This is a genomic window from Pacificispira sp. (genome assembly GCF_965228185.1).
GTDB lineage: Bacteria > Pseudomonadota > Alphaproteobacteria > UBA8366 > Aestuariispiraceae > Pacificispira.
In genome coordinates, this window is record NZ_CBDDHE010000011.1 from 21946 (window position 1) to 45311 (window position 23366).

General features: G+C 63.7%; 23 protein-coding genes. 10 read left to right on the forward strand and 13 right to left on the reverse strand.

The genetic code is table 11. The features are described 5' to 3' along the window. Positions 1 to 46 precede the first annotated feature (46 nt). From ACO06O_RS21230 to fdhF, 7 genes are all read left to right on the forward strand, one after another. On the forward strand, positions 47 to 1081 hold the full coding sequence (locus ACO06O_RS21230; RefSeq protein WP_421884594.1) for a PstS family phosphate ABC transporter substrate-binding protein: 1035 nt from the start codon (positions 47 to 49) through the stop codon (positions 1079 to 1081). Between the two features lie 125 nt (positions 1082 to 1206). Next, positions 1207 to 2589 (forward strand): phosphate ABC transporter permease subunit PstC, encoded by a 1383-nt coding sequence (gene pstC, locus ACO06O_RS21235; RefSeq protein WP_421884597.1) that lies wholly within the window; start codon positions 1207 to 1209, stop codon positions 2587 to 2589. An 18-nt stretch (positions 2590 to 2607) separates the two neighbouring features. Then, entirely contained in the window at positions 2608 to 3885 is a 1278-nt protein-coding gene (pstA, locus tag ACO06O_RS21240; RefSeq protein ID WP_421884600.1) for a phosphate ABC transporter permease PstA, read from the forward strand. 18 nt (positions 3886 to 3903) lie between these two features. Beyond that, positions 3904 to 4734 carry a phosphate ABC transporter ATP-binding protein PstB gene (pstB, locus tag ACO06O_RS21245; RefSeq protein WP_421884603.1) on the forward strand — a complete coding sequence of 277 codons (831 nt, stop codon included), beginning with the start codon at positions 3904 to 3906 and terminating at the stop codon, positions 4732 to 4734. A gap of 79 nt (positions 4735 to 4813) precedes the next feature. Next, positions 4814 to 5593 carry a phosphate signaling complex protein PhoU gene (gene phoU, locus ACO06O_RS21250; protein ID WP_421884605.1) on the forward strand — a complete coding sequence of 260 codons (780 nt, stop codon included), beginning with the start codon at positions 4814 to 4816 and terminating at the stop codon, positions 5591 to 5593. Beyond that, on the forward strand, positions 5586 to 6323 hold the full coding sequence (gene phoB, locus ACO06O_RS21255; RefSeq protein ID WP_420419416.1) for a phosphate regulon transcriptional regulator PhoB: 738 nt from the start codon (positions 5586 to 5588) through the stop codon (positions 6321 to 6323). The genes phoU and phoB overlap by 8 nt, the downstream gene beginning before the upstream one ends. A gap of 186 nt (positions 6324 to 6509) precedes the next feature. Next, positions 6510 to 9293: a formate dehydrogenase subunit alpha gene (gene fdhF, locus ACO06O_RS21260; protein WP_421884607.1), complete on the forward strand. Its 2784-nt coding sequence runs from the start codon at positions 6510 to 6512 to the stop codon at positions 9291 to 9293. A 3-nt stretch (positions 9294 to 9296) separates the two neighbouring features. Here the strand turns inward: fdhF and ACO06O_RS21265 are convergent, their stop codons facing one another. The 3 genes from ACO06O_RS21265 to pyk all read right to left on the reverse strand — a co-directional run bounded on the left by ACO06O_RS21265 (position 9297) and on the right by pyk (position 11897). Continuing rightward, positions 9297 to 9590, reverse strand: a complete 294-nt coding sequence (locus tag ACO06O_RS21265; RefSeq protein WP_421884610.1) for a hypothetical protein — start codon at positions 9588 to 9590, stop codon at positions 9297 to 9299. 34 nt (positions 9591 to 9624) lie between these two features. After that, on the reverse strand, positions 9625 to 10299 hold the full coding sequence (locus tag ACO06O_RS21270; protein ID WP_421884613.1) for an extensin family protein: 675 nt from the start codon (positions 10297 to 10299) through the stop codon (positions 9625 to 9627). Positions 10300 to 10463: 164 nt separating this feature from the next. Continuing rightward, a complete protein-coding gene (pyk, locus tag ACO06O_RS21275; protein ID WP_421884615.1) occupies positions 10464 to 11897 on the reverse strand; it encodes a pyruvate kinase in 1434 nt (477 codons plus the stop codon). Between the two features lie 181 nt (positions 11898 to 12078). On the opposite strand from pyk, the gene ACO06O_RS21280 reads away from it, so the two are divergent. After that, positions 12079 to 12951 carry an IclR family transcriptional regulator domain-containing protein gene (locus ACO06O_RS21280; RefSeq protein ID WP_421884617.1) on the forward strand — a complete coding sequence of 291 codons (873 nt, stop codon included), beginning with the start codon at positions 12079 to 12081 and terminating at the stop codon, positions 12949 to 12951. Between the two features lie 449 nt (positions 12952 to 13400). Here the strand turns inward: ACO06O_RS21280 and ACO06O_RS21285 are convergent, their stop codons facing one another. After that, positions 13401 to 13994 carry a UbiX family flavin prenyltransferase gene (locus ACO06O_RS21285; protein WP_420419422.1) on the reverse strand — a complete coding sequence of 198 codons (594 nt, stop codon included), beginning with the start codon at positions 13992 to 13994 and terminating at the stop codon, positions 13401 to 13403. Between the two features lie 387 nt (positions 13995 to 14381). Here ACO06O_RS21285 and ACO06O_RS21290 point away from each other — a divergent pair, with 387 nt between their 5' ends. Both ACO06O_RS21290 and ACO06O_RS21295 read left to right on the forward strand, forming a co-directional pair. After that, a complete protein-coding gene (locus ACO06O_RS21290) occupies positions 14382 to 14546 on the forward strand; it encodes a DUF465 domain-containing protein (RefSeq protein WP_420419423.1) in 165 nt (54 codons plus the stop codon). Between the two features lie 674 nt (positions 14547 to 15220). Further along, positions 15221 to 15580 (forward strand): helix-turn-helix domain-containing protein, encoded by a 360-nt coding sequence (locus tag ACO06O_RS21295; protein ID WP_421884620.1) that lies wholly within the window; start codon positions 15221 to 15223, stop codon positions 15578 to 15580. Between the two features lie 89 nt (positions 15581 to 15669). Here ACO06O_RS21295 and ACO06O_RS21300 read toward each other — a convergent pair whose 3' ends face one another. The 9 genes from ACO06O_RS21300 to ACO06O_RS21340 all read right to left on the reverse strand — a co-directional run bounded on the left by ACO06O_RS21300 (position 15670) and on the right by ACO06O_RS21340 (position 23284). Next, positions 15670 to 16536 (reverse strand): hypothetical protein, encoded by an 867-nt coding sequence (locus ACO06O_RS21300; protein ID WP_421884623.1) that lies wholly within the window; start codon positions 16534 to 16536, stop codon positions 15670 to 15672. Next, a complete protein-coding gene (locus ACO06O_RS21305) occupies positions 16526 to 17212 on the reverse strand; it encodes a papain-like cysteine protease family protein (protein WP_421884625.1) in 687 nt (228 codons plus the stop codon). The genes ACO06O_RS21300 and ACO06O_RS21305 overlap by 11 nt, the downstream gene beginning before the upstream one ends. A gap of 211 nt (positions 17213 to 17423) precedes the next feature. Next, the gene (locus ACO06O_RS21310; RefSeq protein ID WP_421884628.1) at positions 17424 to 18368 is read right to left on the reverse strand and encodes an aminotransferase class IV; all 945 of its coding nucleotides are present in this window, start codon (positions 18366 to 18368) and stop codon (positions 17424 to 17426) included. 11 nt (positions 18369 to 18379) lie between these two features. Then, positions 18380 to 20005 (reverse strand): acyl-CoA synthetase, encoded by a 1626-nt coding sequence (locus tag ACO06O_RS21315; protein ID WP_421884630.1) that lies wholly within the window; start codon positions 20003 to 20005, stop codon positions 18380 to 18382. Positions 20006 to 20125: 120 nt separating this feature from the next. Further along, positions 20126 to 20671 carry a 3TM-type holin gene (locus ACO06O_RS21320; RefSeq protein ID WP_421884633.1) on the reverse strand — a complete coding sequence of 182 codons (546 nt, stop codon included), beginning with the start codon at positions 20669 to 20671 and terminating at the stop codon, positions 20126 to 20128. Continuing rightward, entirely contained in the window at positions 20668 to 21177 is a 510-nt protein-coding gene (locus ACO06O_RS21325) for a cell wall hydrolase (RefSeq protein ID WP_421884636.1), read from the reverse strand. The genes ACO06O_RS21320 and ACO06O_RS21325 overlap by 4 nt, the downstream gene beginning before the upstream one ends. Then, entirely contained in the window at positions 21174 to 21482 is a 309-nt protein-coding gene (locus ACO06O_RS21330) for a hypothetical protein (RefSeq protein WP_421884639.1), read from the reverse strand. Before ACO06O_RS21330 ends, ACO06O_RS21325 begins: the two co-directional genes overlap by 4 nt. 25 nt (positions 21483 to 21507) lie before the next feature. Beyond that, positions 21508 to 22983, reverse strand: coding sequence for a phage terminase large subunit (gene terL / locus ACO06O_RS21335; protein ID WP_421884642.1), 1476 nt, complete (start codon positions 22981 to 22983; stop codon positions 21508 to 21510). Then, on the reverse strand, positions 22976 to 23284 hold the full coding sequence (locus ACO06O_RS21340) for a hypothetical protein (protein WP_421884645.1): 309 nt from the start codon (positions 23282 to 23284) through the stop codon (positions 22976 to 22978). The genes terL and ACO06O_RS21340 overlap by 8 nt, the downstream gene beginning before the upstream one ends. Positions 23285 to 23366 lie beyond the last annotated feature (82 nt).

Genomic DNA, 23366 nt, shown 5'->3' on the forward strand with positions numbered 1-23366 from the left:
GAAACTTCCGAACAAAGCCTGACCCTAGTCAGAATGGAGTGAAGACATGAAAGGTTTCAAGACGACGCTCGCGGTTGCCGCGCTTGGTGCCGTTGCGTTTGCCGGTGCCGCCCAGGCCCGTGACCAGATCCGTATCGTCGGTTCCTCGACGGTGTTCCCGTACACCCAGGCTGTCGCCGAAGAATATGCCGCGAAAACCGGCAATGCTGCGCCGGTCGTGGAATCCACCGGTACCGGTGGCGGCATGAAGATCTTCTGCGGCGGTGTCGGCGCGGATCATCCGGACATCACCGGCGCGTCGCGCGCGATGAAAGAGTCCGAATTCAAGACCTGCATGGAAAACGGCGTCGACAGCATCACCGAAGCCCTGATCGGCTATGACGGTCTGTCCATCGCGGTGTCCCGTGAAGGCCAGCAGATTTCCGTCACCCAGAAAGACATCTTCCTGGCGCTGGCCGCGGAAGTTCCGGTCGACGGTCAGTGGGTTGCGAACCCGCACAAGAACTGGTCGGACGTCAATCCGGACCTGCCGAATGTCGCCATCCAGGTTTTCGGCCCGCCCCCGACCTCCGGCACGCGCGACGCCTTCGTCGAACTGGCGATGGAAGTCGGCTGTGAAGAGCTGCCGGAACACGCCGCGCTGAGCAAGGACGAAGCCAAGACGAAATGCCACCGCATGCGTCAGGACGGCCCGTTCATCGAAGCCGGTGAGAACGACAACCTGATCGTTCAGCGCCTGGAAGCCGACCCGAACGCCTACGGCATCTTCGGCTACTCCTTCCTGTACGAAAACCAGGACAAGCTGCAGGGCGTCCAGATCAACGGCACCTCGCCGGGCTTCGAAACCATCGCCGACGGTTCCTACCCGCTGTCGCGTCCGCTGTTCTTCTACGTCAAGAACGCCCACCGCGGTGTGATCCCGGGCCTGGAAGAGTTCCTGTCGGAATATGTCAGCGACAACGCCATGGGTTCGGCCGGTTACCTGAAAGAGCGCGGTCTGGTCGCTCTGGACGACGCCAAGCGTGAAGAACTGAAGAACGCCGTGATGAGCGGCTCGATGATGACGCGCTACGGCTCGTAATCAGCGAATACCTTCGGAAGCCGCACGCGCTCAACCCGGGCGCGTGCGGCAACCGTCGGTAAGTTCCGAGTAGCTTTTTTCCGACCGCCCGATCTGTTGCGGGCGCCGGCCTCTGGGGGGACAAAATGTTCGGTATCTCCTTGATCGTGATCGTCGCGCTCGCCGTGCTTGGCTATATGATCGCGGCCAGTGCCGCGCGGCGAATGGCCCCCGCGGGCAGCGCGGAACGGCTGAACTCCTTGCCCGGCTATCACGGCGCCTATGTCGGTCTTTGGGCGGCCCTTCCCGCCATTCTTTTGCTTCTGATCTGGGCCGCGCTGCAGGGCCAGGTCCTCGACACCATGATCCTCGGGTCGTTCCCCGAATCGGCCATCGAAGGCCGCAGCGAGGCGCAACGCAATCTGCTGATCAGCGAAGTGCGATCCGTGGCGGCAGGCCAAATTTTCGGCGAGCCCAGCCCCGATGTCCGGGCCGCAGCCGCAGCGCTGAACGGATGGCAGTCGATCGCCGAATGGGCGATGGTCGCGGCCTGCGCCTTCGTGGCGATCCTCGGGCTCAGCCTGACGCGCAGCCGGCTGCATAGCGATTTCCGGGCCCGCACCGGCGTGGAGCGGATCGTCAATTGGATGATGATCCTGTGCTCGGTCTTCGCGATCCTGACCACGGTCGGCATCATCATGTCCCTGCTGTTCGAAGCCTTCCGCTTCTTCCAGCTGGTTCCCTGGTACGAATTCTTCTTCGGGCTCAGCTGGGAGCCGCAGATCGCCATGCGCGACGATCAGGTCGCGGGCGAGGGCGCATTCGGGGCGGTGCCGGTCTTTGTCGGTACGATCCTGATTTCGATCATCGCGATGTGCGTTGCGGTGCCGATCGGACTCCTGAGCGCGATCTACATGGCGGAATATGCGTCGAGCCGTGTCCGGGCGGTGGTCAAGCCGATCCTGGAGATCCTGGCCGGTATCCCGACCGTCGTTTACGGGTTCTTTGCGGTTCTGACGGTGGCGCCGGCGATGCGTTCCATGGGGGCCGCGATCGGCCTCGATGTGGCACCGAACAGCGCCCTGGCCGCCGGCGCGGTGATGGGGATCATGATCATCCCCTTCGTCTCGTCGCTGTCGGACGACGCGATCAGCGCCGTGCCGCATTCCATGCGCGAAGGATCCTACGGCCTGGGGGCGACCAAGGCGGAAACCATCGTCTCGGTGCTGCTGCCGGCGGCGCTGCCCGGCATCGTCGGCGGCATCCTGCTGGCCGCCAGCCGAGCGATCGGCGAGACCATGATCGTCGTCATGGCCGCCGGCCTGATCGCCAAGATCACCGCCAACCCCTTCGAATCCGTGACCACGGTGACGGTGCAGATCGTCACATTGCTGATCGGCGATACCGAATTCGACAGCCCGAAGACGCTTGCGGCGTTCGCGCTGGGTCTCGTGCTCTTCGTCGTCACGCTCTGCCTTAACGTCTTCGCGCTGCGCATCGTGCAGAAATACCGCGAAAAATACGATTGATCCGGGGGCAAATCGAAAATGGCAACTCAAGTTTCAGACGACGTCGCCACGGGCGCGCGTAAGAAGCACAATCAGCGTAGACGCGGTGCGAATATCCGGCTGCAGGCCTATGGAATCGGGGCGATCGGCCTGGCGATCCTGATGTTGGGCGTGCTGTTCACCTCGCTGCTCTATACCGGGGCATCGTCCTTCATCCAGACGCATATCGATCTGGAAGTGACGATCGACCCGGAACTGGTGAAGGCGGACGAAATCCAGCAGGGGAATTTCCGCGTCGTCGTCCGGCGGTCGCTGGAAGAAATGTTCCCGGAAGTTCAGTCCCGCACCGACCTTAGGGCCCTGTCCCAGATCCCGTCCAACGGCGCACAATATCAGGTGCGCGATCTGGTGCTGGACGATCCGGACCTGATCGGGAAAACGATTTCGGTCACCGTGCCGGTTTCCGATGCGTTCGACCAGTTCCACAAGGGGGTCATTCCGCGCGACGTGCCGGAAGACCAGCGCAAGGTGAACGATTTCCAGGTCGGCGTCTGGGACAAGCTTGTCGCCGCAGACCGGATCAGCACACCGTTCAACTGGACCCTGTTCTTCTCGGCCGACAGCCGGTTCCCGGAACTGGCCGGCATGTCCGGCGCCATCGTCGGGTCGTTCTACGCGCTTCTGGTCTGTTTCCTGATCAGCTTCCCGGTCGGCATCGCCGCGGCGATCTATCTGGAGGAATTCGCGCCGAAGAACCGGATCACGGCGTTGATCGAAGTGAACATCAACAATCTGGCGGCGGTCCCGTCGGTCGTCTTCGGTCTGCTGGGTCTGGCGGTCTTCATCCAATTCTTCGGGCTGCCTCGATCCGCGCCGCTGGTCGGCGGCATGGTTCTGTCCCTGATGACGCTGCCGACCATCATCATCTCGACCCGTGCCGCGTTGAAGGCCGTGCCGCCGTCGATCCGCGAAGGTGGGTTCGGCATCGGCGCGTCGCATCAGCAGGTGGTTCAGCACCATGTCTTGCCGCTGGCGATGCCCGGCATCCTGACCGGGACGATCATCGGCCTGGCTCAGGCGCTGGGAGAATCGGCGCCGCTCCTGCTCATCGGCATGAACGCCTTCATCACGTCCGATCCCGGCGGGATCATGGATCCGGCGACCGCGTTGCCGACACAAATCTTCATCTGGGCGGACAGCCCGGAACGGGGCTTCGTTGCCCGAACCTCTGCGGCGATCCTGGTACTGATCGGATTCCTGGTCGTGATGAACCTGGTGGCAGTCGTGCTCCGTCAACGCTTTCAAAGAAAATGGTAGGAAAAGATGTCCACGAACATGTCTGACACTGCATCCGAACCCACCGAGGACGACTCGAAGTTTGTCGGAGCCCCGGTTAAGGCCGGTACTGGCGAGGTCAAGGTGAAGGGCCGGGACGTCTGCGTCTTCTATGGCGAGAAGCAGGCCCTGTTCGACGTCAACATCGACATCATGGAGCGTGAGGTCACCGCGCTGATCGGCCCGTCAGGCTGCGGCAAGTCGACTTTTCTGCGCTGCTTGAACCGAATGAACGACGTGGTCGATATCTGCCGCGTTACCGGCGACATCACGATGGACGGCGAAAACATCTACGACCGTTCCGTCGATGTGGTCTATCTGCGCGCGCGGGTCGGGATGGTTTTCCAGAAACCGAACCCCTTCCCGAAGTCGATCTATGAGAACATCGCCTATGGTCCGCGTATCCACGGCCTGACCCGCAACAAGGCGGAACTGGACGAGATCGTCGAGACCTCGCTGCAGAAGGCCGGCCTGTGGAAAGAGGTCAAGGACCGGCTCGATTCGCCCGGTACCGGCCTGTCCGGCGGCCAACAGCAGCGCCTGTGTATCGCGCGCGCCATCGCGGTCGCGCCGGAAGTGATCCTGATGGACGAGCCGTGTTCTGCCCTAGATCCGATCGCCACGGCGAAGATCGAGGACCTGATCCACGAGTTGCGCGAAAATTACACGATCGCAATCGTGACCCACTCGATGCAGCAGGCGGCGCGTGTCTCGCAGAAGACGGCCTTCTTCCACCTGGGCAATCTGGTGGAGTACGGCGAGACCGAGCAGATCTTCACCAATCCGAAGGACGAACGCACCCAGGGCTATATCACCGGCCGTTTCGGCTGATATCGCACGAATCCTGTATACTGGGCGGGCCTGCCGATGACGGCGGCCCGACAGGATTCTCACAGAAAGTACGAAAATCATGGCAGACGTATCCCACGGCCACATCGTTGCCGCCTATGACGCGGAATTCAAAAAGCTGACCAAGCTGATCTCCCGAATGGGCGGTTTGGCGGAAAGTCAGCTTACCAATGCCCTGACCGCGATCGAAAAACGCGACAACGCGCTGGCGAAAACCGTCAAGGACGGCGACAAGGAAATCGACGCGCTGGAGCGCGAGATCGAGAGCCTCGTCGTTCGCATGCTGGCCCTGCGCCAGCCGGTCGCCAACGATCTGCGCTATATCGTGGCCACGCTGCGCACCTCGTCGGATATCGAACGGATCGGGGATTACGCCAAGAATATCGCCAAGCGCGCCCTGGCGTTGAACCAATTGCCCGCCGAACCGCTGCTGCGCGGCGTGGTGCGGATCGGCCGCCCGGTTCAGGCCATGCTGAAGGACGTCATGGACGCCCATCTGCAGGGCGACACCGGCAAGGCGATCGAGGTCTGGGAAGCCGACGAGGATGTCGACGCGCTTTATACCAGCCTGTTCCGCGAATTGCTGACCTACATGATGGAAGATCCGCGGCATATCACGCCCTGCACGCATCTTCTTTTCATCGCCAAGAACCTGGAACGGATCGGCGATCACGCGACCAATATCGCGGAAACCATCCATTTCCAGGTCGAAGGCGTGGCCCTGGGCGAACGGCGCCCGAAGGCCGATGCGTCGAACTATGCGACGCTTCAGCCGGAAGACGAAGACGGTGACGACGATGATGACGACCTTAGAGAAGACAAGGACGAGAGCGATGCCTGATGCCATCCGGGATCACGGAGGGGTCAAACCGATGAGCGGCATGAAACCCAAGATCCTGATCGTCGAAGACGAAACTGCGGTCGTTACGTTGCTGCGCTACAATCTCGAACATCAGGGTTTCGAGGTCGACGCCGTGTCCGACGGCGAGGAAGCCCTGGTCGCGATCGAGGAAAACCCGCCGGATCTGGTCCTGCTGGACTGGATGCTGCCGCAATTGTCGGGGATCGAGGTCTGCCGCCAGTTGCGCCGCCGCCCGGCAACGAAGCAATTGCCGATCATCCTGCTGACCGCGCGCGGCGAAGAGGCGGATACGGTTCGCGGCCTCGATTCCGGCGCCGACGATTACGTCACGAAGCCGTTCTCGCCCGCCGAACTGACCGCCCGCGTCCACGCGCTGCTGCGCCGGTCGCGTCCGGCCCTGTCGGACGAGGCGCTGAGCGTTGCCGATCTGCAGATGGATCTGGCCGCCCACCGCGTCCACCGCGCCGGCCGCGAGATCAAGCTGGGCCCGACGGAATACCGCCTGCTGCGCCATTTCATGGAGCATCCGGGCCGGGTCTTCAGCCGGGAACAATTGTTGGACGCCGTCTGGGGCCGCGACGTTTATGTCGAGCTGCGCACCGTCGACGTGCATATCCGCCGCCTGCGCAAGGCCCTGAACGAAGGCGGCGAGGCCGACGTGATCCGCACCGTCCGCTCCGCCGGCTACGCCCTGGAGCCGCAGAGCTGAGCGTTCAATACCGGCGGCCCCTGACCGGCCGCCGGGGCGCTTGACGCTCCTATCTCCCTCGACGCCGCATATTGGCTATAATTCCCACGGTCCCTGCGGCACTCTGCGGCACGGCTGGACAGGCGGCGCCTGTCCGGTGACACTGTGCACCCGCGCCCCGACATCCGCGTAGACAGAGGACCGACCATGCCCGATACCGCGTTGAAAACCGTCACTTTCCAGCTCGACGGCCGCGACGTGACCGCCTATGGCGACGAAAGCATCTGGCAGGTTGCCCAGCGTGCGGGCGTCGAGATCCCGCATCTGTGCTGGCAGCCGGAACCGGGCTATCGCGCCGACGGCAATTGCCGTGCCTGCATGGTGGAGATCGAGGGCGAGCGCACCCTGGCGGCGTCCTGCATCCGCAAGCCCAGCGAAGGCATGGTGGTCAAATCCGCCTCGGCGCGGGCCAAGGCGTCGCGGGACATGGTCTTCGAACTGCTGCTGGCGGACCAGCCGGAACGCGAAGAGGCCCATGAGACCGACAGCAAGTTCTGGACCTGGATCGACCGGATGGATGTCGAAACGTCGCGCTTCCCGCGCCGTGCCACCCCCGCGACGGATGCCAGCCACCCGGCGATGCGGGTCAATCTGGACGCCTGCATCCACTGCAATCTGTGTGTCCGCGCCTGCCGCGAAGTGCAGGTCAACGATGTCATCGGCATGGCCTATCGCGGTCATGGCGCCAAGATCGTCTTCGATTTCGACGACCCGATGGGCGAGAGCACCTGCGTCGCCTGCGGCGAATGCGTCCAGGCCTGCCCGACCGGCGCGCTGATGCCGGCAACCAAGGTCGACGACAATCAGGTCTATCTGGGCAAGGCCGACAAGGTCGTCGACAGCGTCTGTCCGTTCTGCGGCGTCGGCTGTCAGACCGAAATCCATGTGAAGGACAACAAGATTGTCGAGGTCCGGGGCAAGAACGGCCCGGCCAACGAACAGCGGCTCTGTGTGAAGGGCCGGTTCGGCATGGATTACGCGAACCATCCGGCCCGCCTGACCAAGCCGCTGATCCGCAAGGAGGGCGTCGGCAAGGCCTGGGACATGGAAATCGACCCGGCCAACCCGTTGACCCATTTCCGCGAGGCGAGCTGGGAGGAGGCGCTGGAGGTCGCGATCAACGGCCTGAAGAAGATCCGGGACGAGAAGGGCGGCAAGGCCCTGGCCGGGTTCGGTTCCGCCAAGGGTTCGAACGAGGAAGCCTATCTGTTCCAGAAGCTGGTCCGCACCGGTTTCGGCACCAACAATGTCGATCACTGTACCCGCCTGTGCCATGCCTCGTCGGTCGCGGCGCTGATGGAAGGCGTGAATTCCGGGGCCGTCACCGCGCCCTTCACGGCGGCCAAGGACGCCGACTGCATGATCGTCATCGGCGCGCGCCCGGCCCAGAATCACCCGGTGGCGGCGACATTCCTGAAACAGGCGGCGAAGCGCGGCGCGAAACTGATCATCATGGATCCGCGCGGCCAGAACCTGGCGCGCTATGCCTGGAAGCATCTGCAGTTCACGCCGGGCCGGGACGTCCCGCTGTTGAACGCGATGATCCACACGATCATCGAGGAAGGCCTGGTCGACGAGCAATTCGTCCAGGCCCGCGTCGACAATTACGAGGCGGTGAAGGAAAACGCGAAACGCTTTTCGCCGGAGGAAATGGCCCCGGTCTGCGGCATCGACGCCGAAACGATCCGCGAGGTCGCCCGCACCTATGCCCGGTCCGAAAAGTCGATCATCTTCTGGGGCATGGGCGTGTCGCAGCACGTGCACGGCACCGACAATTCGCGCTGTCTGATCACGCTGGCGGCGATCACCGGCCAGGTCGGCCGCCCCGGTACCGGCCTGCATCCGCTGCGCGGCCAGAACAATGTCCAGGGCGCGTCCGATGCCGGCCTGATCCCGATGGTCTTCCCGGATTACAAGTCCGTCGAAGCGGAGGAAATCCGCACGATGTACGAGAATTTCTGGGGCACCAAGCTGGACCCGAACCGGGGCCTGACGGTGGTCGAGATCGTCCATGCCATTCTGGAGGACGAGATCACCGGCATGTATATCATGGGCGAAAACCCGGCCATGTCGGACCCGGATGCGAAACATGCCCGCGAGGCGCTGGCCAAGCTGGAGCATCTGGTCGTCCAGGATATCTTCCTGACCGAGACCTGCTATCACGCCGATGTGGTTTTCCCGGCCTCCGCCAAGGCCGAGAAATGGGGCACGTTCACCAATACGAACCGCCAGGTGCAGCTTGCCCGCCCGGCCCTGACCCCGCCCGGCGAGGCGCGCCAGGATTGGGAATTGATCCAGCAGATCGCGCGCGGCCTGGGCCTCGACTGGAATTACCAGCACCCGAAGGACGTCTTCGCCGAAATGGGCGAAATCATGCAATCGCTGAACGGCATTACCTGGGAGCGTTTGGAGACCCAGAACGCCGTCACCTACCCTTGCGACGACGAGACCCATCCGGGCCACGAGATCATCTTCGCCGAACGCTTCCCGACCGCATCGGGCCGGGTGAAGGTCGTGCCGACCGATCTGGTCCCGCCGGCGGAATTGCCGGATGACGACTATCCGATGGTCCTGACCACCGGGCGGCTGCTGGAACATTGGCATACCGGCGCCATGACCCGGCGCGCGACGGTCCTGGATACGCTGGAGCCGGAGGCGGTCGCCCATCTGCATCCGCGCTGGCTGGCGCGCAACGGCGTGAAACCCGGCGATTATGTCGAGGTCTACACCCGCCGCGGCGCCGTGAAGGTCAAGGCACGGGCCGACCGGGACGTGACCGAGGATATGGTCTTCATCCCCTTCTGCTTCGCCGAGGGCCCGGCCAACATGCTGACCAACCCGCAACTCGACCCGTTCGGGAAAATCCCCGAATTCAAGTTCTGCGCGGCCAAGGTCACCCGGATCGAGCAACAGGTGGAAGCGGCGGAATAGGCGTTACTCGCCGCCGCCTCCGTCAGCGCCGCCATCGCCCCAACTCCATCCACCCGATTCGCTGCCGTCGTCGCCCGCACGGATGAGCAGAGCAACCTGGACGACCGTGGCACAAAGCAGGGCGAGGCCACTGACAAGGCCCAGAAAAAGAGAAACCAGAAGCAACTGCGGGCCGAAGGAAACTTCGGAATGAAGGGCCTCTGCGAGTAAAAGCAGGCAAATAGCGAGAAGAAGCCCTATCGAACCGAAGACGAAGGCCGTGCGTCGGAAACCGCGTTTGGCGCGTCTGCGTCTCATGGCTCTGCGGTATACCTCTGTCCTGGCCCCTGACTTACACTAGGGCGGTTTCCGGTTGGACCGCCAGCGTGTCCTTCACGATCGCGGCGATTCCGGCCAGGAAGGCGCGGTAATTGTCGACCTTGCTGATCGACCCTAGGCCCATGCTCGTGCGCGCCGCGCGCAGGGCGTCGTTGGTGCCAGACCCGTATTCGCCGTCTATGATCAGGTTCTTGTCGAAGAAGGCGTTCAGGACTTCCTGATAGAAATACGTGACCGATTTGGACTCGCGGAAGGCGACGGGCCGGCCGAGATCGATATGCAGGTGGTCCTGGTGGGCGGTGTTGTAATTGTAGCCCAGCACGGTGCCGAAATGGCGCAGGCAGCAGGCCTGGATGCCGAGATAGAGCACCTTGTCCTGGCGCTGCTCGCTGGTCAGGAAGCGGCGGTGCTGCCACAGGATGCCGTCCAGATCGAAGGCCTTGCCCGCGCCGTGCTGGCCAGGCTTGTCGACATAGGCCCCGGCGCTCAGGATCGCGACGGGCGCGCCGAAACGCGGCGGGGCCAGGGCGAAAACCTCCTGAAACAGCGCGTCCAGCGCCGCCTCGGTCGCCGGCGTCGCATAGAACCGCCGCGGCACGCCCAGGCTGCCATAGTCCGCCACGGGCGGACGGTCGTAATGCACGGGCACGCCGCACAGGCGCTCAAAGTAATGGGATGGGGCTGGCATGAAATCCTCCTCTCCACGGTGGAAACAATGAGTATACTCGAAAAACGAGTATCGCTTTCCGGAAAAAATCTGGAGTAGCTGAAACGGCCCAAACGGCTTCGCCGCGCGACCGGGGATCGCGCGTTCTTTAACCGGGATTAACGGGCGGGGTTAGAGGCGAAGCCTCAACTTGTCTCCGACGCGCCGCCGATGCGGGCGATGCGCAGCAGGTTGGTCTTGCCGGGGGTGCTGAAGGGGACGCCGGCGGTGATGACGATACGGTCGCCCTCATTGCCGAACCCGTCGATCTTGGCCTGGTGGGTCGCGGTGGCGGACATGTCATCCAGGTCCTGGGCATCGGGCACGCGGGCCGGATGGACGCCCCAGACCAGGGCCAGGCGGCGGGCGGTGTCGTCGCGCGGGGTCAGGCCCAGGATCGGCGCGGGCGGCCGTTCGCGGGCGACGCGCAGGGTGGTCGAACCCGATGTCGTATAGGTCGCGATGGCGTTCACCGCCAGGGTCGTCGCCATCTGCGCGGCGGCGGTGGCGACGGCGTCGGCGGTGGTCGGCTCAGGCTTCTGGCGCTGCGCCTCCAGGCCCTTGCGATAGACCGGGTCCTTTTCCACCCGCTCGATGATGCGGTTCATCATCGCCACGGCCTCTTCGGCATAGTCCCCGACGGCGGTTTCGGCCGACAGCATGACCGCATCGGCACCGGAATAGACGGCGGTCGCGACGTCGGAGGCCTCGGCGCGGGTCGGCACCGGGCGCTCGACCATGGAATCCAGCATCTGGGTCGCCACGACGACCGGCTTCCCGGCCAGGCGGCAGGCCTCGATGATGCGGCGCTGCTGCACCGGCACGTCTTCCGGCGGCATTTCCACGCCCAGATCGCCGCGCGCCACCATCAGCGCGTCGGCGGCGGCGACGATCTCGTCCAGCTTGTCGATCGCGGCGGGCTTTTCCAGCTTGGCCAGAATCCCGGCCTTGCCCTGGATCAGGGCGCGCGCCTCCTCGATGTCCTCCGGCCGCTGCACGAAGCTCAGCGCGACCCAGTCGACGCCCAGGGTCAGCCCGTACGCCAGATCGGCCCGGTCCTTCTCGGTCAGCGGCGACAGCGGCAGCACCACGCCCGGCACGTTGACGCCCTTGCGTTCGGACAGCGGCCCGCCGACCGCGACGCGGCAATCGGCCGATTTGGCGTCGCAGCGTTCCACCGTCAGGCGGATACGGCCATCGTCCAGCAGCAGATCCGCGCCCGGTTCCAGGGCCTGGAAAATCTCCGGATGGGGCAGGGTGACGCGGTCGGTATTCCCTTCGGCCTCGTCCAGGTCCAGCCGGAAGGCGGCGCCTTCCCGCAGCTCGATCGGACCGCCCTTGAACGTGCCGATGCGCAGTTTGGGGCCCTGCAGGTCCATCATCACGGCGATCGGGCGGGCGCTGCTGCGCTCCAGCTCGCGGATCGCGTCCAGGCGGGCCTTATGCTCCGAATGGGCGCCATGGCTGAAATTCAGCCGGAATACATCGGCGCCGGCGTGGAACAGGGTCGCGATGGATTTCGCATCGCCGGTGCCGGGACCCAGAGTGGCGACGATTTTGGTACGGTGTTGACGGCGCATATCGGCGCGGACTCCTTGGCAATGAGACAGTCGACCCGGGGCCAGAGTCATACCGCAGCGCACGATAATCAAGCGTAACGATGATTGCTTGAAAAATCCCACCCGGCGCGGCACATCAGGGAAAGCATTTCCATTCTGCGGAAAAATAAAAATTCAGCCAAAACCGAAAGAGCGGCCGGGTATGACGGATTTCAGTGAAGACTTGCGGAAAACGGAAGCCGAACCGTCCCGGCGGCGCGGCCGGCCGGCGGGGGATGGCGGCGGCAGCGGCGGCGGCGACGGCGTCCGGTCGTTGAGCCGCGCCCTGGCCCTTCTGGAGGATGTGGCTGCCCATGCCGAGGGCGTGACCCTGGGCGATCTGGCGCAGCGCGCCGATCTGGCCCCGTCCACCGCGCACCGGCTGCTGAAGACCCTGGAATCGCGCCGCTATGTGACCCAGGATGCCGAACGCGGCCTGTGGTTCGCCGGGGTTCAGGCCTTCATCGTCGGGACCGGCTTCCTGCGCAACCGCGACATGGTCGGCATCGCCCGGCCCTTCATGTACCGCGCCATGGAGGAAAGCGGCGAATCCGTCAATCTGGCGATCCTCGACGGGACGGAGACGATCTATCTCTCCCAGGTCGAAAGCCGCCAGATGATGCGCGCCCTGGCCCCGCCGGGCGGCCGGGCGCCGCTGCATGCCTCGGGTGTCGGCAAGGCCATGCTGGCCGGACTGTCCCCGGATGCGGCGGGCGAGAAGATCAAGTCGCTCGGCTTTGCCAAATACACCGACAAGACGGTGCGCAACGGCGTCGCGTTGCTGGAAGATATCGCCCGCGCCCGGTCGCGCGCCTTCGCCGTCGATGACGAGGAACATGCTGTCGGCCTGCGCTGTGTCGCATCGCCGGTCTTCAACGAATATGAAGAACCGGTCGCCGCGATCTCGATTTCCGGCCCGCAGGCACGGATCCCGGACGAAAGACTGCCGGAACTGGGCGCCCTGATCGGCCGCATCGCCGCGTCGATCACCGCCGCGATCGGCGGCAAACAACCCGCCGGCTTCGGCCAGGGTTGACGGTCGCTTTCCTTACGCGGCGGGTAGCAGGTTGAAGACGGAACGCGGAGGACGCGGAGGCGGCGCTGAGGCCGCTGAGAGGCCACAGCCGGTCTCTGCGCCCTCTGCGGAAACTCTGTGGTCTCCGCGTTTCAATCTTGTGGTGCGTCCCGGCGGTATCTCCTGCCCGCACCTGTCGTGCTCCTGCGGAAGCAGGAGCCTTCTTTGACGTTGCTTGGTGCCGGATCATCGAAGGTTCCTGCTTTCGCAGGAACACGGGTTTCGTTCATGTTTGCCGTCCGGCGCAAACTGGCGTGACGCAAATGACGGAACGCTGAGGCCGATAAGGGGCCGTTGCCCACCGCGTTTAAGTCTTATGGTGCATCCCGGCCGTCATTCCCGCGCAGGCGGGAATCCAGGGCGGTCGGCAGGGTGGGTGAGGGCTTCACCGGCCCCTGAACCGGCGCAATTCAGGCGCCGGCGGCGTCGCGGGTGGTTTCTTCGGTCTTCCAGCGGCGCACCAGGTCGCTTTCGATGCCGAACAGGTCCAGGACCCGGCCGACCGAATGATCGACCATGGCGTCCAGACTGTCGGGTTTGGCATAGAAGGCCGGCACGGGCGGGGCGATGATGCCGCCCATTTCCGTCACGGTCGTCATGTTGCGCAGGTGAACCAGGGTCAGCGGCGTTTCGCGGGTCATCAGGACCAGCCGGCGGCGTTCCTTCAGGATCACGTCGGCGGCGCGGCTCAACAGGGTGCCGGTCACGCCGGTGGCGATTTCCGCCAGCGTCTTCATCGAACAGGGCGCGATCACCATGCCGTCCGACGGGAAGGATCCGCTGGCGCAGGGCGCGCCGACATCGCCGATGGCATAGGATGCGTCCGCCATGTCGCGCAGGTCGCGGGGCTTCAGATCGGTCTCATAGGCCAGGGTCATTTCCGCCGCCTTGGACAGGATCAAATGGGTCTCGACCCCGGCGGCACGCAGGGCTTCCAGCATGCGGATGCCGTAGATCACGCCGGAGGCGCCGCTGATTCCGACAACGAGTTTGCGCTGCACCATCGATTCACCCTTCACATCGATCCTGGGTATAGTATCTTAGAAGATAGAGATACCATCGCAATCCGCCAGCCATCTCTGGCGGCTATACGATCGGTATCCGGAACCGTTCGGTCCGTCTTTCGGACGCAGTGTCGCCAAGACGACCCCGCCGGGCGCAGGTTCCGAGGCTCCGCAGGCATGCGGGGCGACGCGAGAGACGCAACAAGGCGAAAAAGGGAGGTTTCATACCCATCCGCACGTGATTTCTGTCGCCGGAGACACTTACCGTCGCCTTCGACGCAAACCAAGCGTGCGCGCCTTGGTCTCCCCAATCGGGCCTCCGTCCAGCCGTCAGTCCGACGGCCGAACCGGTTAGGCCATGTTGGAAACTGAGGGAGACTTGTTGCAATGAGCACCGTCCACCGCATCGAAAGTCTGAAATCCAAACACGCCCAGATCGATCAGCACCTTATGGCGGAAAACGCCAGGCCGATGCCGGACGAAGCGAAGCTATTGTCGCTCAAGAAGAAAAAGCTCCAAATCAAGGACGAATTGCACGCGCTCGGCGCGTAGCGCCCTTCTTTCCACTGCCCAACCGCCAATATCGCAGGACCGATTTCAGGACTTTCGGGGACGGTTCTGTGCGGTGGTTTGGGTGGCTTCCGACCTGCCCGGACGAATGACGGCCATCTCGGCGCGGTTTCGGGCGGGGTCGGACCGTACATCCAGCGGCGACACGCTGGGATGACAGCCCCGCTCGTGCGCCTTGTCGTATGGGCCAATTCAGGGGTGTTCGGCGCCCTGGCCGGGCCGAATCGACGGCCGGTCATATTTTTGACCGAAAATTACCCCAATCGGCGTCTTGCGATTTCTGCCGATCTCACAATTTTAATGGTCATTCCGACGCGAACAACTACTGGCAAGTAGGGATGTCGGATTCTGCACGTGCCGATGGTCGCGGGCTGTCGGTTTCGTTGTGTTACTTGGAAGATGGAAGGTTAAGTTTAGTATAAGTTGTTTCTGCGTATTTGTCTAAAAATCAGTATTATTTTTATCTTATGGGTTGAGGTTAATAAACAAACCTGTAAGGCGTGCTGCGCAAAGTAATTCAATTTGAAAATTTCCGGAATCCTTGAATGAATGGGAGGAATTCCGGGAGATGAGCGTTAGGTCGATGGAAGGGCGTTCTCCGCGGACGGCGCATAGGGGCGTTGCCGCGGCCACAACAAGACAAAGGGTACATGATTATGCCGCATCCAGTAGACGTCACCGTTGGGAATCGGGTCCGCGAGTTCCGGATCCGCAAGGGCCTGTCGCAACAGGCGCTTGGCGAACGGGTGGGCGTCAGCTTTCAGCAGATTCAAAAATACGAACGCGGGACCAACCGCATGGGGTCGTCGCGGCTGGTGCAGATCGCGGACGTGCTCGACATTCCCGTCTCGTCCTTCTTCGAAGGTCTGGGGCGGCTTCAGGACGTCGCTGTCCTGCCCGAAGAAGGGCCGCTGAACGTCAAGGCGTCGAAGGTCGCCCGCGACTGGCAGCGGATCGGCGACGACCGGCTGCAGTCCAAGGTCGCCGAAATGATGCGGGCGCTGGCGCGCGGCTGACAGATCCGGGATCCCGAAGGACAGTGCCTGCCGCGACCCCGCTTCACCCGGAACCGGCCGCACTGCCTTAATCGTGTCGGCTCTTGCCGTCAGCATCCTTCGGCCGGTTGATCCGGCCTTCGGGCAAGCGGCTGCGTTCGCTGCGCGATCATCCGCAGAAAGTTGCCCTGATCGTTCAGAAAGGGGGCGAATTGCGGATAGGTCATATGGACTGCCCGGATTTTCTCCTGACCGCACATCCAGTCGCCGTCGATCAGTTCGAACATTCCCCATTCCGACAGCAGCGTGAGATAGGTGCCGGCATTAAGCGGGGTGAGCGACGCATGCATCTGCGCTGCCGCTGCGTCGTACAATTGCCGGGCCTTCGCCCTGTCCTGCATGTTTCCCGGCAGGAAGAAGAGTTTGGCCTCCATCCTGACGGCTTCAAGCCGGGTCACCTCGTCCGCCTCGGCGCGCTCTTTTGCGAAGCGGAAGAAGTCAATCGCGGCCTCGTGCTGGTTCGTGATCTGGAAGTTATAGCCGATCACCAGGGCTTCCGGGGGCGTGAAGGCGTCGATATGCCTGCCGAGCGCCTCCTTGTGCCGCGACATGACGATATAGAGCCGGGTGTTTAAGGCGCGCTGGACCATGTCCCGCAAGGACGGATCGACAATCGCGGACAGGGCCCTTGCGCCATCCGACAAGATGATCGTGGATTCCTCGACCACGGCGCGTAGCTCGGAAATCTCGCGGGCCGTCCGGACTTTCTCCGACACGATGAAGCGGTCCCAGAGCCCGAGCGGGAAACTGTAGAGCAGCGCGATCACCAGCGAGGCGACGCCGCCCCAATCCTTGACGTGATCGACCAATCCTTTCGATTTTGGGCGAGTGCGTTCCTCTAGCACATGGACGCGTTCGGACAGGGTCATGTCCGGCGTCGCCGACCCGCTCGCCGCGTGCATGTCGTCAATCGACATAGAGAATCGCCCCCAGGCGTCTCGAAAAGACGGGCCAATCCTGATCGAAACGCCCCCGGATCGGATCGTAGATCCGAACAATCCCCCACGGACCAACTGCGGACGGCGCGACCGTCATGCCTGTGATGACCACGAAATGGCTGCCGTCGACCCAGGCGACGATCGGTGCGCCCGTGTATTGCAGTATGTCGAAGATTTGCTGACCGTCGCCATGAGAACTCAGGCGGCTCATGGAATAGCCGAAGGTCGCGATCAGATTCTGTATCTCGGAAATATGGCCGGGGCGGCTGCACAATCCCGGATTGGAACAGCAGGGCGCGCCATAAACCTGTTCCAGCATCTCGCACTGGTTCGGCGCGTATTCGCCGAGCGATTCCACGACCATTTTGGCGGTGGCCACCCAGCACCAGACCAGCGTGTCCTGCGCATGGAATGGTGTGTCGACATGAACCGCGTCAAGAACCGGCCCCTGATAGAACTGGGCCATGGCCCGGGACGGCGTCGCCGCCAGGACGAGCCACACCATGACCAAAGCCGTCAGAATCCCGGCGCCGCAAATTCGCCATCGGCGCCGGGCTGCCGACTGGCCTTGCGTCGCGCGGCGACAGGGTCGGCCCGATTGCTCCGACAGGATTGTGGATGCCCGGAAAATCTCACCGCAACGAGATATCGACATGCTCCTGCCTCCTCATACTCGCAGTGTCTCGACATCGTCCCGCTTGCCGATCCCCTTCCAAGCGCGCCCGGTCCCCGGAACGTTCAGCGGATCGTCGATTCGGCCGGAATCCAGACACTGCCGAGCATATTCGGTAGCGAGTTGCCGAAATTATACCTTAAATATTCGAATTTGTTAATACGCAACCAAAAGGCGTCGCCGGGACTCTTTATCAGAAGCCGGTGCGCGTTTGGCCGTCGCGCAGGAAACTGAGATACTGGGCGGCGTAATCCATGCCGACCAGGTCCGCGAACAGCCCCATGATCCGCTTCGTGACCGGCCCGGCCGATCCCAAATAGGGCCGTCCGTTCAGGCTGCGCACGGGGCAGACGCACAGGCTGGTCGAGGTGAAGAAGGATTCCGACGCCGTCGTCGCCAGATGCAACGGGATGTCGCGTTCTTCAACCGGGATGCCGTTGTTCCGGCACAGGTCGATCACCGCGCCGCGCGTGACACCCGGCAGGATATAGTCGGTGCGCGGGGTCTGGACCTTGCCGTTGCGGACGAAAAAGACGTTGCAGCCGATGCCTTCCGCCAGGTTCCCGTTCATATCCAGCTGCAGTGCCCAGGCGCCGGGCCGCACGGCGGTCACTTCGCGCTGGGCCAGCATGGCATTCATGTAATTGTTGATCTTCGCATTCGGGCTCAGCGCTTCCGGCGGGATGCGTTTCAGGGGCGCGATCACGGCCTCGATCCCGTCGCGGAACATCGCCGCCCGGGCCCGCAGCGGCAAAGGCGTGCATTCGATCAGGACGGTCGGGCCGTCCTGAATCGGCGGTTCGCCGTCCAACTGCATCACACCGCGGGAAATCCGCTGCGACACCCAGTAATCCTCACCCGGCGCCAGCAGCGGCCGGTTGCGCCGGACCAGTTCTTCCGTCGCGTCGATGATATCCTGGCGGTCCAGATCGATGGCGATCCGGCAATAGGCCAGGCTGTCGAACAGGCGGTCGACATGTTCCTTCAGACGGAACAGGCGTCCGTCGAAGGTCCGCGCCGTATCGAAGACCGCGTCGCCATAGACGAAACCGGAATCCCGAAAGGACAGAAGGGCCCGGCTTTCCGGCACGAACGCGCCGTTCAGATAGACGCTGCGTTCGTTGCGCACGCTTTCCATGTTTCCCCCCTTTAGATTTCCGCCGCGCGGTCGCGCAGGACGAATTTCTGAACCTTGCCGGTCGATGTTTTGGGCAGGGGTCCGAAGACCACGTGGCGCGGACATTTATAGCGCGCCAGCTTTTCCTTCGCGAAGTCGATGATTTCCTCCGCCGTCGCGATCTCGCCGTCGCGCAGGGTGACGAAGGCGCAGGGCGTCTCGCCCCATTTCTCGTCCGGCCGCGCGACGACGGCGGCTTCCAGCACTTTCGGATGACCGTAAAGCGCGTTCTCGACCTCAATGGTGGAAATGTTCTCGCCACCGGAAATGATGATGTCCTTGGACCGGTCCTTCAGCTCGATATAGCCGTCCGGATGCCAGACACCCAGATCGCCGGAATGGAACCAGCCGCCCCGGAACGCCTCCTCGGTCGCCTTCGGGTTCTTCAGATAGCCGCGCATGACGACATTGCCGCGGAAAAAGACCTCGCCCATCGTCTGACCGTCCATCGGTACCGGTTCCAGCGTCTCCGGATTGGCGACGATCAGATCCTCCAGCACGTGATAATTCACCCCCTGACGGGATTTCAACCGCGCCCGCTCCTCGGGCGGCAGGGCGTTCCAGTCCGCATGCCAGTCACAGACGACGGCGGGGCCATAGACCTCGGTCAGACCATAGACATGGGTGATGTGGAAGCCCTGTTCCTCCATGCGCTGCAGCACGGCGGCGGGGGGCGGGGCGGCGGCGGTCATGACCTCGACCTTATGCGGCAGTTCGCGCCGTTCCTCCGGCTTGGCGTTGATCACCATGCCCAGGACGATCGGCGCGCCGCAGAAATGGGTGACGCCCTGATCGGCGATGGCGTTGAAGATGTTGGCCCCGCTGACCTGGCGCAGGCAGACGCTGGTTCCGGCAATCGCGGCCAGGGTCCAGGGGAAGCACCAGCCATTGCAATGGAACATCGGCAAGGTCCAGAGATAGCGCGCCGCGCCGTTGATGCCCCAGGTCACCACATTGCCCAGCGCCAGCAGATAGGCACCCCGGCTGTGATAGACGACACCCTTCGGATTGCCGGTCGTGCCGCTGGTATAGTTCAGTGCCACGGCCTGCCATTCGTCGGCGGGAGGACTGTAGTCGAAATCCGGGTCGCCGGTTTCAAGGAAGGCCTCGTACTCCATCTCGCCCAGCGCCTCGCCCCGGCTGGCGGCCAGCGGGTCGTCGATGTCGATCACCAGGATATCGCGGCCGGCCTCCGCCAGGGCGGGCTTGATCGTGTCGGCGTATTCCCGGTCGGTGATCAGGACCTTGGCCTCGCCGTGATTCAAGATGAAGGCGATGGTCGACGCGTCCAGCCGCGTGTTCAGCGCGTTCAGGACGGCGCCCAGCATCAGGACGCCGAAATGCGCCTCATAGAGCGCGGGCACGTTGGGCGCCATGACCGCGACCGTATCGCCCGGCCCGACGCCGCGCTGTGCCAGGGCCGCGGCCAGCCGCCGGCACCGGGCCTCGGTCTGCGACCAGGTGAAAACGGCCGGACCGTGAACCACCGCTTCGCCGTCGGGAAAGACCCGGGCGGCACGCTTCAGAAAGCTCAGCGGTGACAGGGCCGTATAATTGGCCTCGTTCCGGTCCAGTCCGGTTTCGAACGGGTTCGTCATCTGAATCCTTCCTTGGCGCGGTGCGGGGCTTCGTTTTTGATTGCCGAAACTGTGCCCGATGGGGGTCGGAAGGAAAAGAGCCCGCTGACGGCCTCGGAGCCGACGTCAGGAAGCGCCGGGTCAGGAAGGGCCGGACAACCGGCCGATGAGCGTCGAAAGAAATCCAGGCCGATCCTCCTGGGCGGCAAGTTTCTCGGACGACCGTTTGTAGACATAGATGCCCAGGACGGAGAGACCGACGGTCCAGATCGTGCCCAGGGAGGCGATGGCCGCGATGACGGGGCCGGCCTTGTCCGGCTCGAAAGCGACGACATAGGCGACGGCCCCCATCTGCGCGGCCCAGGTCAGGGCCATGATATAGCCGAAGGTCGGGCGCATGCGGCGGACATAGGCGTCATCGCTTTGCGCTTCGGCCCGAATGGTGCGGTTGACCTGTTCCAGCCAGGTCCGGTCGGTCTGTGCCGCCATTTCCGCGATCCGTTCCACATGGCGATTGGCCTCCTGAAGGTCGGTACCGGACAGGCGGCCCGCGCCGATCTCGGCCTCGACCTCGGTCAGGGCGGCACCGGCCGCCTTGGCGACCGGATTGCCGGATTCGGACAGGGCCCCGCCGACGGCTTTAACCAGCAGCGGCAGGCCGATCTGGGCCAGCAGCATCGGAATCATGCCGGTACCTCGTCGAACAGAGACATTGTGTCCGCGCCGTCGTCGTCCGGGATCTCATGCGGATCGCGATAGAACAGCCGCCGTCCGATGGCGATCGTCGGTTCCAGACCATGGGCCCACCAGGGCGTTTCCTGTGCACGGTGATAGCGCACGGCCCCGCGGGTCGGATCCACCAATGCGCCGCGTACGGCACGGCAGGCGATGCGGCGACAGACCGCGAAGACCGGATCGTCCGGCCGGACATTCATCAGATCGCGCCGGGCGCCGGGCGAATGCCGCCAACATTCGAATTGTTCCGGTCCCAGACAGGCTTCGACGACGGTTCCGCCCCACCAGTCGAAGCCGAAACGGCTGCGGGCCTGTTTGACCCGGTTCATCACAACGGCGGCCACGGCTTCCTTGCCCCGAACCGGTTCGGCATAGGCCTCTCCCCAGATCGTGCGGGCGAGGGTATCGATTGCCGTTTCCTGGGCGGCAATGTGCGGCGGCGTTTCGAAAGCCGTCATTGGTGTCTCCTTACGGTCAGGGTTTGGGAATCAAGCTTGGATTCGATGCGCAGAAGGTGGTCGGTCAGCCGTTCCTCCAGATCCTTCAGCTGGCTGGTGGAAGCGTAGGTCTTGGCGACTTCCAGCTTGTAGGCGGCCAGCGCCTCGCGGGCCTGGGCGACGGACGCGTCCAGGCGGCGGCGGTGCTGGTCCATGGCGATGTCCTGGTCACGGCGGGTGCGCCAAACCAGCCACCACAGCCCGGTCAATGCCGGTAACTCCACGACCGTGATCCACCAGATCACGTCGATCGACGTGCCGTTCATGGCAGTTTCCTTTTTGGTGAGGGGGTTAGACGTCGAAATCCGATTCCGCCCGGACCGCGCCCGAGCCGCGCCAATCGCGCCGGGAGTAAGCAGCCGCATGGCGCGGCAGACGCACCGGTTCCGCGTTCAAACAGCCCGCGACGGCATCCAACCCATCGTCCCGTCCTGACAGGCCGGGGCGCCATTCCCGCATCTCCATCGGAAAAGGTGTTTCCATCACGCTGCGATGGCAGGCGATCTGTCCGGCTGCCAGGGCGGCATCGAAAGCCGACAGAATTCGGGTATCCTTGTTGTCGCGGGAATGGTGTTCCAGCACCGCGCAAGGCACACGCGCCTCGCCCAGGGCTTGGCGCAGCAACCCAGGCAGAAACTTGCCGATCCCGTTGGTCTCGACAGTGAGGGACGGCAGGTGGTTGCGGCGGATGAAGCGCACGACGGCGCGGCATTGCTGCCGCGCCTCGTCCAGCTCCGACTGCGGGTCGACGGTCAGGTACTGAACCCGGTGCAGACGGTAGCGGCCATCCCGACCGGTGAAGACGCAGGCGACAACCGACGAATCCGTACGCGCCGTTGCACCATAGGCCGGGTCCCACCAGGCCGAGGCGGACAGCATCCGTTCGCCATCCAGCATCAAGACTGTCTCGCCGTTCCGCTCGATCAGGTCGGGCTGACCGTCATAGATGCGCATCCGGTCCGGGTCGAGCCGCGCGCCCGCGATGTTCACCGGGCGCAACATCATCTGGCTCTGAAACTTCGCCTCACCATGACGGCGGCGCAGTTGGTCGATCTTGGACAGATCGAACCGGTCGGGCCAGGCGGAGCGGCCGTCCCCGGAAAGGATCGGGATCGTCAGCCGCCGGTAACCCTCCAGGAAAGCCGCTTCCTCTCCCATTTCGGGGCGAATTTCCTCCGCGTAGATCGTGTAGTAACTGTGCGGCGTTCCGACATACAGGATCGTTCCGTCCGGTGTCAGAACGTAATCCACCTCCCCCAGCTTCGCGCGCAAATCCGCCCGCTTTCCCGCGCTGTCGCAGGTATTCGGCACTTCCACATCGTCGCAGATGATCACGTCCGCCCGGCTGCCGGTCAGGTTGGCGCCGATCCCGCGCGCCAGCACCGACGGGTCCCGCTGCTCCAGCGACCGCCGCACGGTGAACCGGTCGGAGGCCCATTGGTCGGCGCGATCCGGCTTCAGACCCGACGTCAGCGGGTGCCGCTCGATGATGCGTTTGACATTGCGCACCATTCGGCCCGCCAGATCCTGTTCGGCCGCCAGGACCAGAATGCGGATATTGGGGTCAACTCTCAGCAGCCAGGCGCAGAACAGACCGACCAAGGTTGATTTTCCGGCGGCCCGGAAGGCCTGAAGCAGCAGCCTCCGGTCCCGGTCCCGCCAACGCCGGTCCAGCCAATCGCAGATCGTTCGGTGCAGAACCGGCAGATCCCGGCCCTGCAACCGGTTCCAGATCCAGACGAACTCCGGAAAGGTGCAGTCACTCATCGGTCCTGCCGTCCCCGGCTTCGGGGTGGTCGCGGCGATCCTGTGCCACCGCAAGGCGGGCCGATTTCAGAAGCGACTCGATCTCGCCGGAACCCGGACCGGTTTGGGCGTCCTCTTTCTTCAGGGCCGATTCCGCCAGATCCATTATCTGCTCGATATGCGCCAGGGCGGCCTTGGCGGCGGTCTGGGAGGCGGCGAACAGTTTCGGGTCGTCGGAAGGCGGTGTTTCCGCAATGCGCTGATAGGCCTCGATTGCGGCATCCAACATTGTCGGCAGTTTCTGCAACAACTGGGACCGCATGGTGCGAACCCGCCCCCGTCTGGGCCGGGCACGCTTTGAATGGGACTTCTTCACTGTCGGTAATCCTTGCGTTGAAGCGACA

Bases quoted from the DNA above. Each gene is read 5' to 3' on its own strand.
- fdhF (WP_421884607.1), top strand. From the start codon at position 6,510: ATGCCCGATACCGCGTTGAAAACCGTCACTTTCCAGCTCGACGGCCGC.
- ACO06O_RS21310 (WP_421884628.1), bottom strand. From the start codon at position 18,368: ATGGAAAGCGTGCGCAACGAACGCAGCGTCTATCTGAACGGCGCGTTC.
- pstA (WP_421884600.1), top strand. From the start codon at position 2,608: ATGGCAACTCAAGTTTCAGACGACGTCGCCACGGGCGCGCGTAAGAAG.
- ACO06O_RS21320 (WP_421884633.1), bottom strand. From the start codon at position 20,671: ATGATTCCGATGCTGCTGGCCCAGATCGGCCTGCCGCTGCTGGTTAAA.
- ACO06O_RS21295 (WP_421884620.1), top strand. From the start codon at position 15,221: ATGCCGCATCCAGTAGACGTCACCGTTGGGAATCGGGTCCGCGAGTTC.
- ACO06O_RS21230 (WP_421884594.1), top strand. From the start codon at position 47: ATGAAAGGTTTCAAGACGACGCTCGCGGTTGCCGCGCTTGGTGCCGTT.
- phoU (WP_421884605.1), top strand. From the start codon at position 4,814: ATGGCAGACGTATCCCACGGCCACATCGTTGCCGCCTATGACGCGGAA.
- ACO06O_RS21290 (WP_420419423.1), top strand. From the start codon at position 14,382: ATGAGCACCGTCCACCGCATCGAAAGTCTGAAATCCAAACACGCCCAG.
- phoB (WP_420419416.1), top strand. From the start codon at position 5,586: ATGCCTGATGCCATCCGGGATCACGGAGGGGTCAAACCGATGAGCGGC.
- pyk (WP_421884615.1), bottom strand. From the start codon at position 11,897: ATGCGCCGTCAACACCGTACCAAAATCGTCGCCACTCTGGGTCCCGGC.
- ACO06O_RS21285 (WP_420419422.1), bottom strand. From the start codon at position 13,994: ATGGTGCAGCGCAAACTCGTTGTCGGAATCAGCGGCGCCTCCGGCGTG.
- ACO06O_RS21305 (WP_421884625.1), bottom strand. From the start codon at position 17,212: ATGTCGATATCTCGTTGCGGTGAGATTTTCCGGGCATCCACAATCCTG.
- pstC (WP_421884597.1), top strand. From the start codon at position 1,207: ATGTTCGGTATCTCCTTGATCGTGATCGTCGCGCTCGCCGTGCTTGGC.
- ACO06O_RS21325 (WP_421884636.1), bottom strand. From the start codon at position 21,177: ATGACGGCTTTCGAAACGCCGCCGCACATTGCCGCCCAGGAAACGGCA.
- ACO06O_RS21340 (WP_421884645.1), bottom strand. From the start codon at position 23,284: ATGCGGTCCCAGTTGTTGCAGAAACTGCCGACAATGTTGGATGCCGCA.
- ACO06O_RS21280 (WP_421884617.1), top strand. From the start codon at position 12,079: ATGACGGATTTCAGTGAAGACTTGCGGAAAACGGAAGCCGAACCGTCC.
- ACO06O_RS21270 (WP_421884613.1), bottom strand. From the start codon at position 10,299: ATGCCAGCCCCATCCCATTACTTTGAGCGCCTGTGCGGCGTGCCCGTG.
- ACO06O_RS21300 (WP_421884623.1), bottom strand. From the start codon at position 16,536: ATGTCGATTGACGACATGCACGCGGCGAGCGGGTCGGCGACGCCGGAC.
- terL (WP_421884642.1), bottom strand. From the start codon at position 22,983: ATGAGTGACTGCACCTTTCCGGAGTTCGTCTGGATCTGGAACCGGTTG.
- ACO06O_RS21330 (WP_421884639.1), bottom strand. From the start codon at position 21,482: ATGAACGGCACGTCGATCGACGTGATCTGGTGGATCACGGTCGTGGAG.
- ACO06O_RS21315 (WP_421884630.1), bottom strand. From the start codon at position 20,005: ATGACGAACCCGTTCGAAACCGGACTGGACCGGAACGAGGCCAATTAT.
- pstB (WP_421884603.1), top strand. From the start codon at position 3,904: ATGTCTGACACTGCATCCGAACCCACCGAGGACGACTCGAAGTTTGTC.
- ACO06O_RS21265 (WP_421884610.1), bottom strand. From the start codon at position 9,590: ATGAGACGCAGACGCGCCAAACGCGGTTTCCGACGCACGGCCTTCGTC.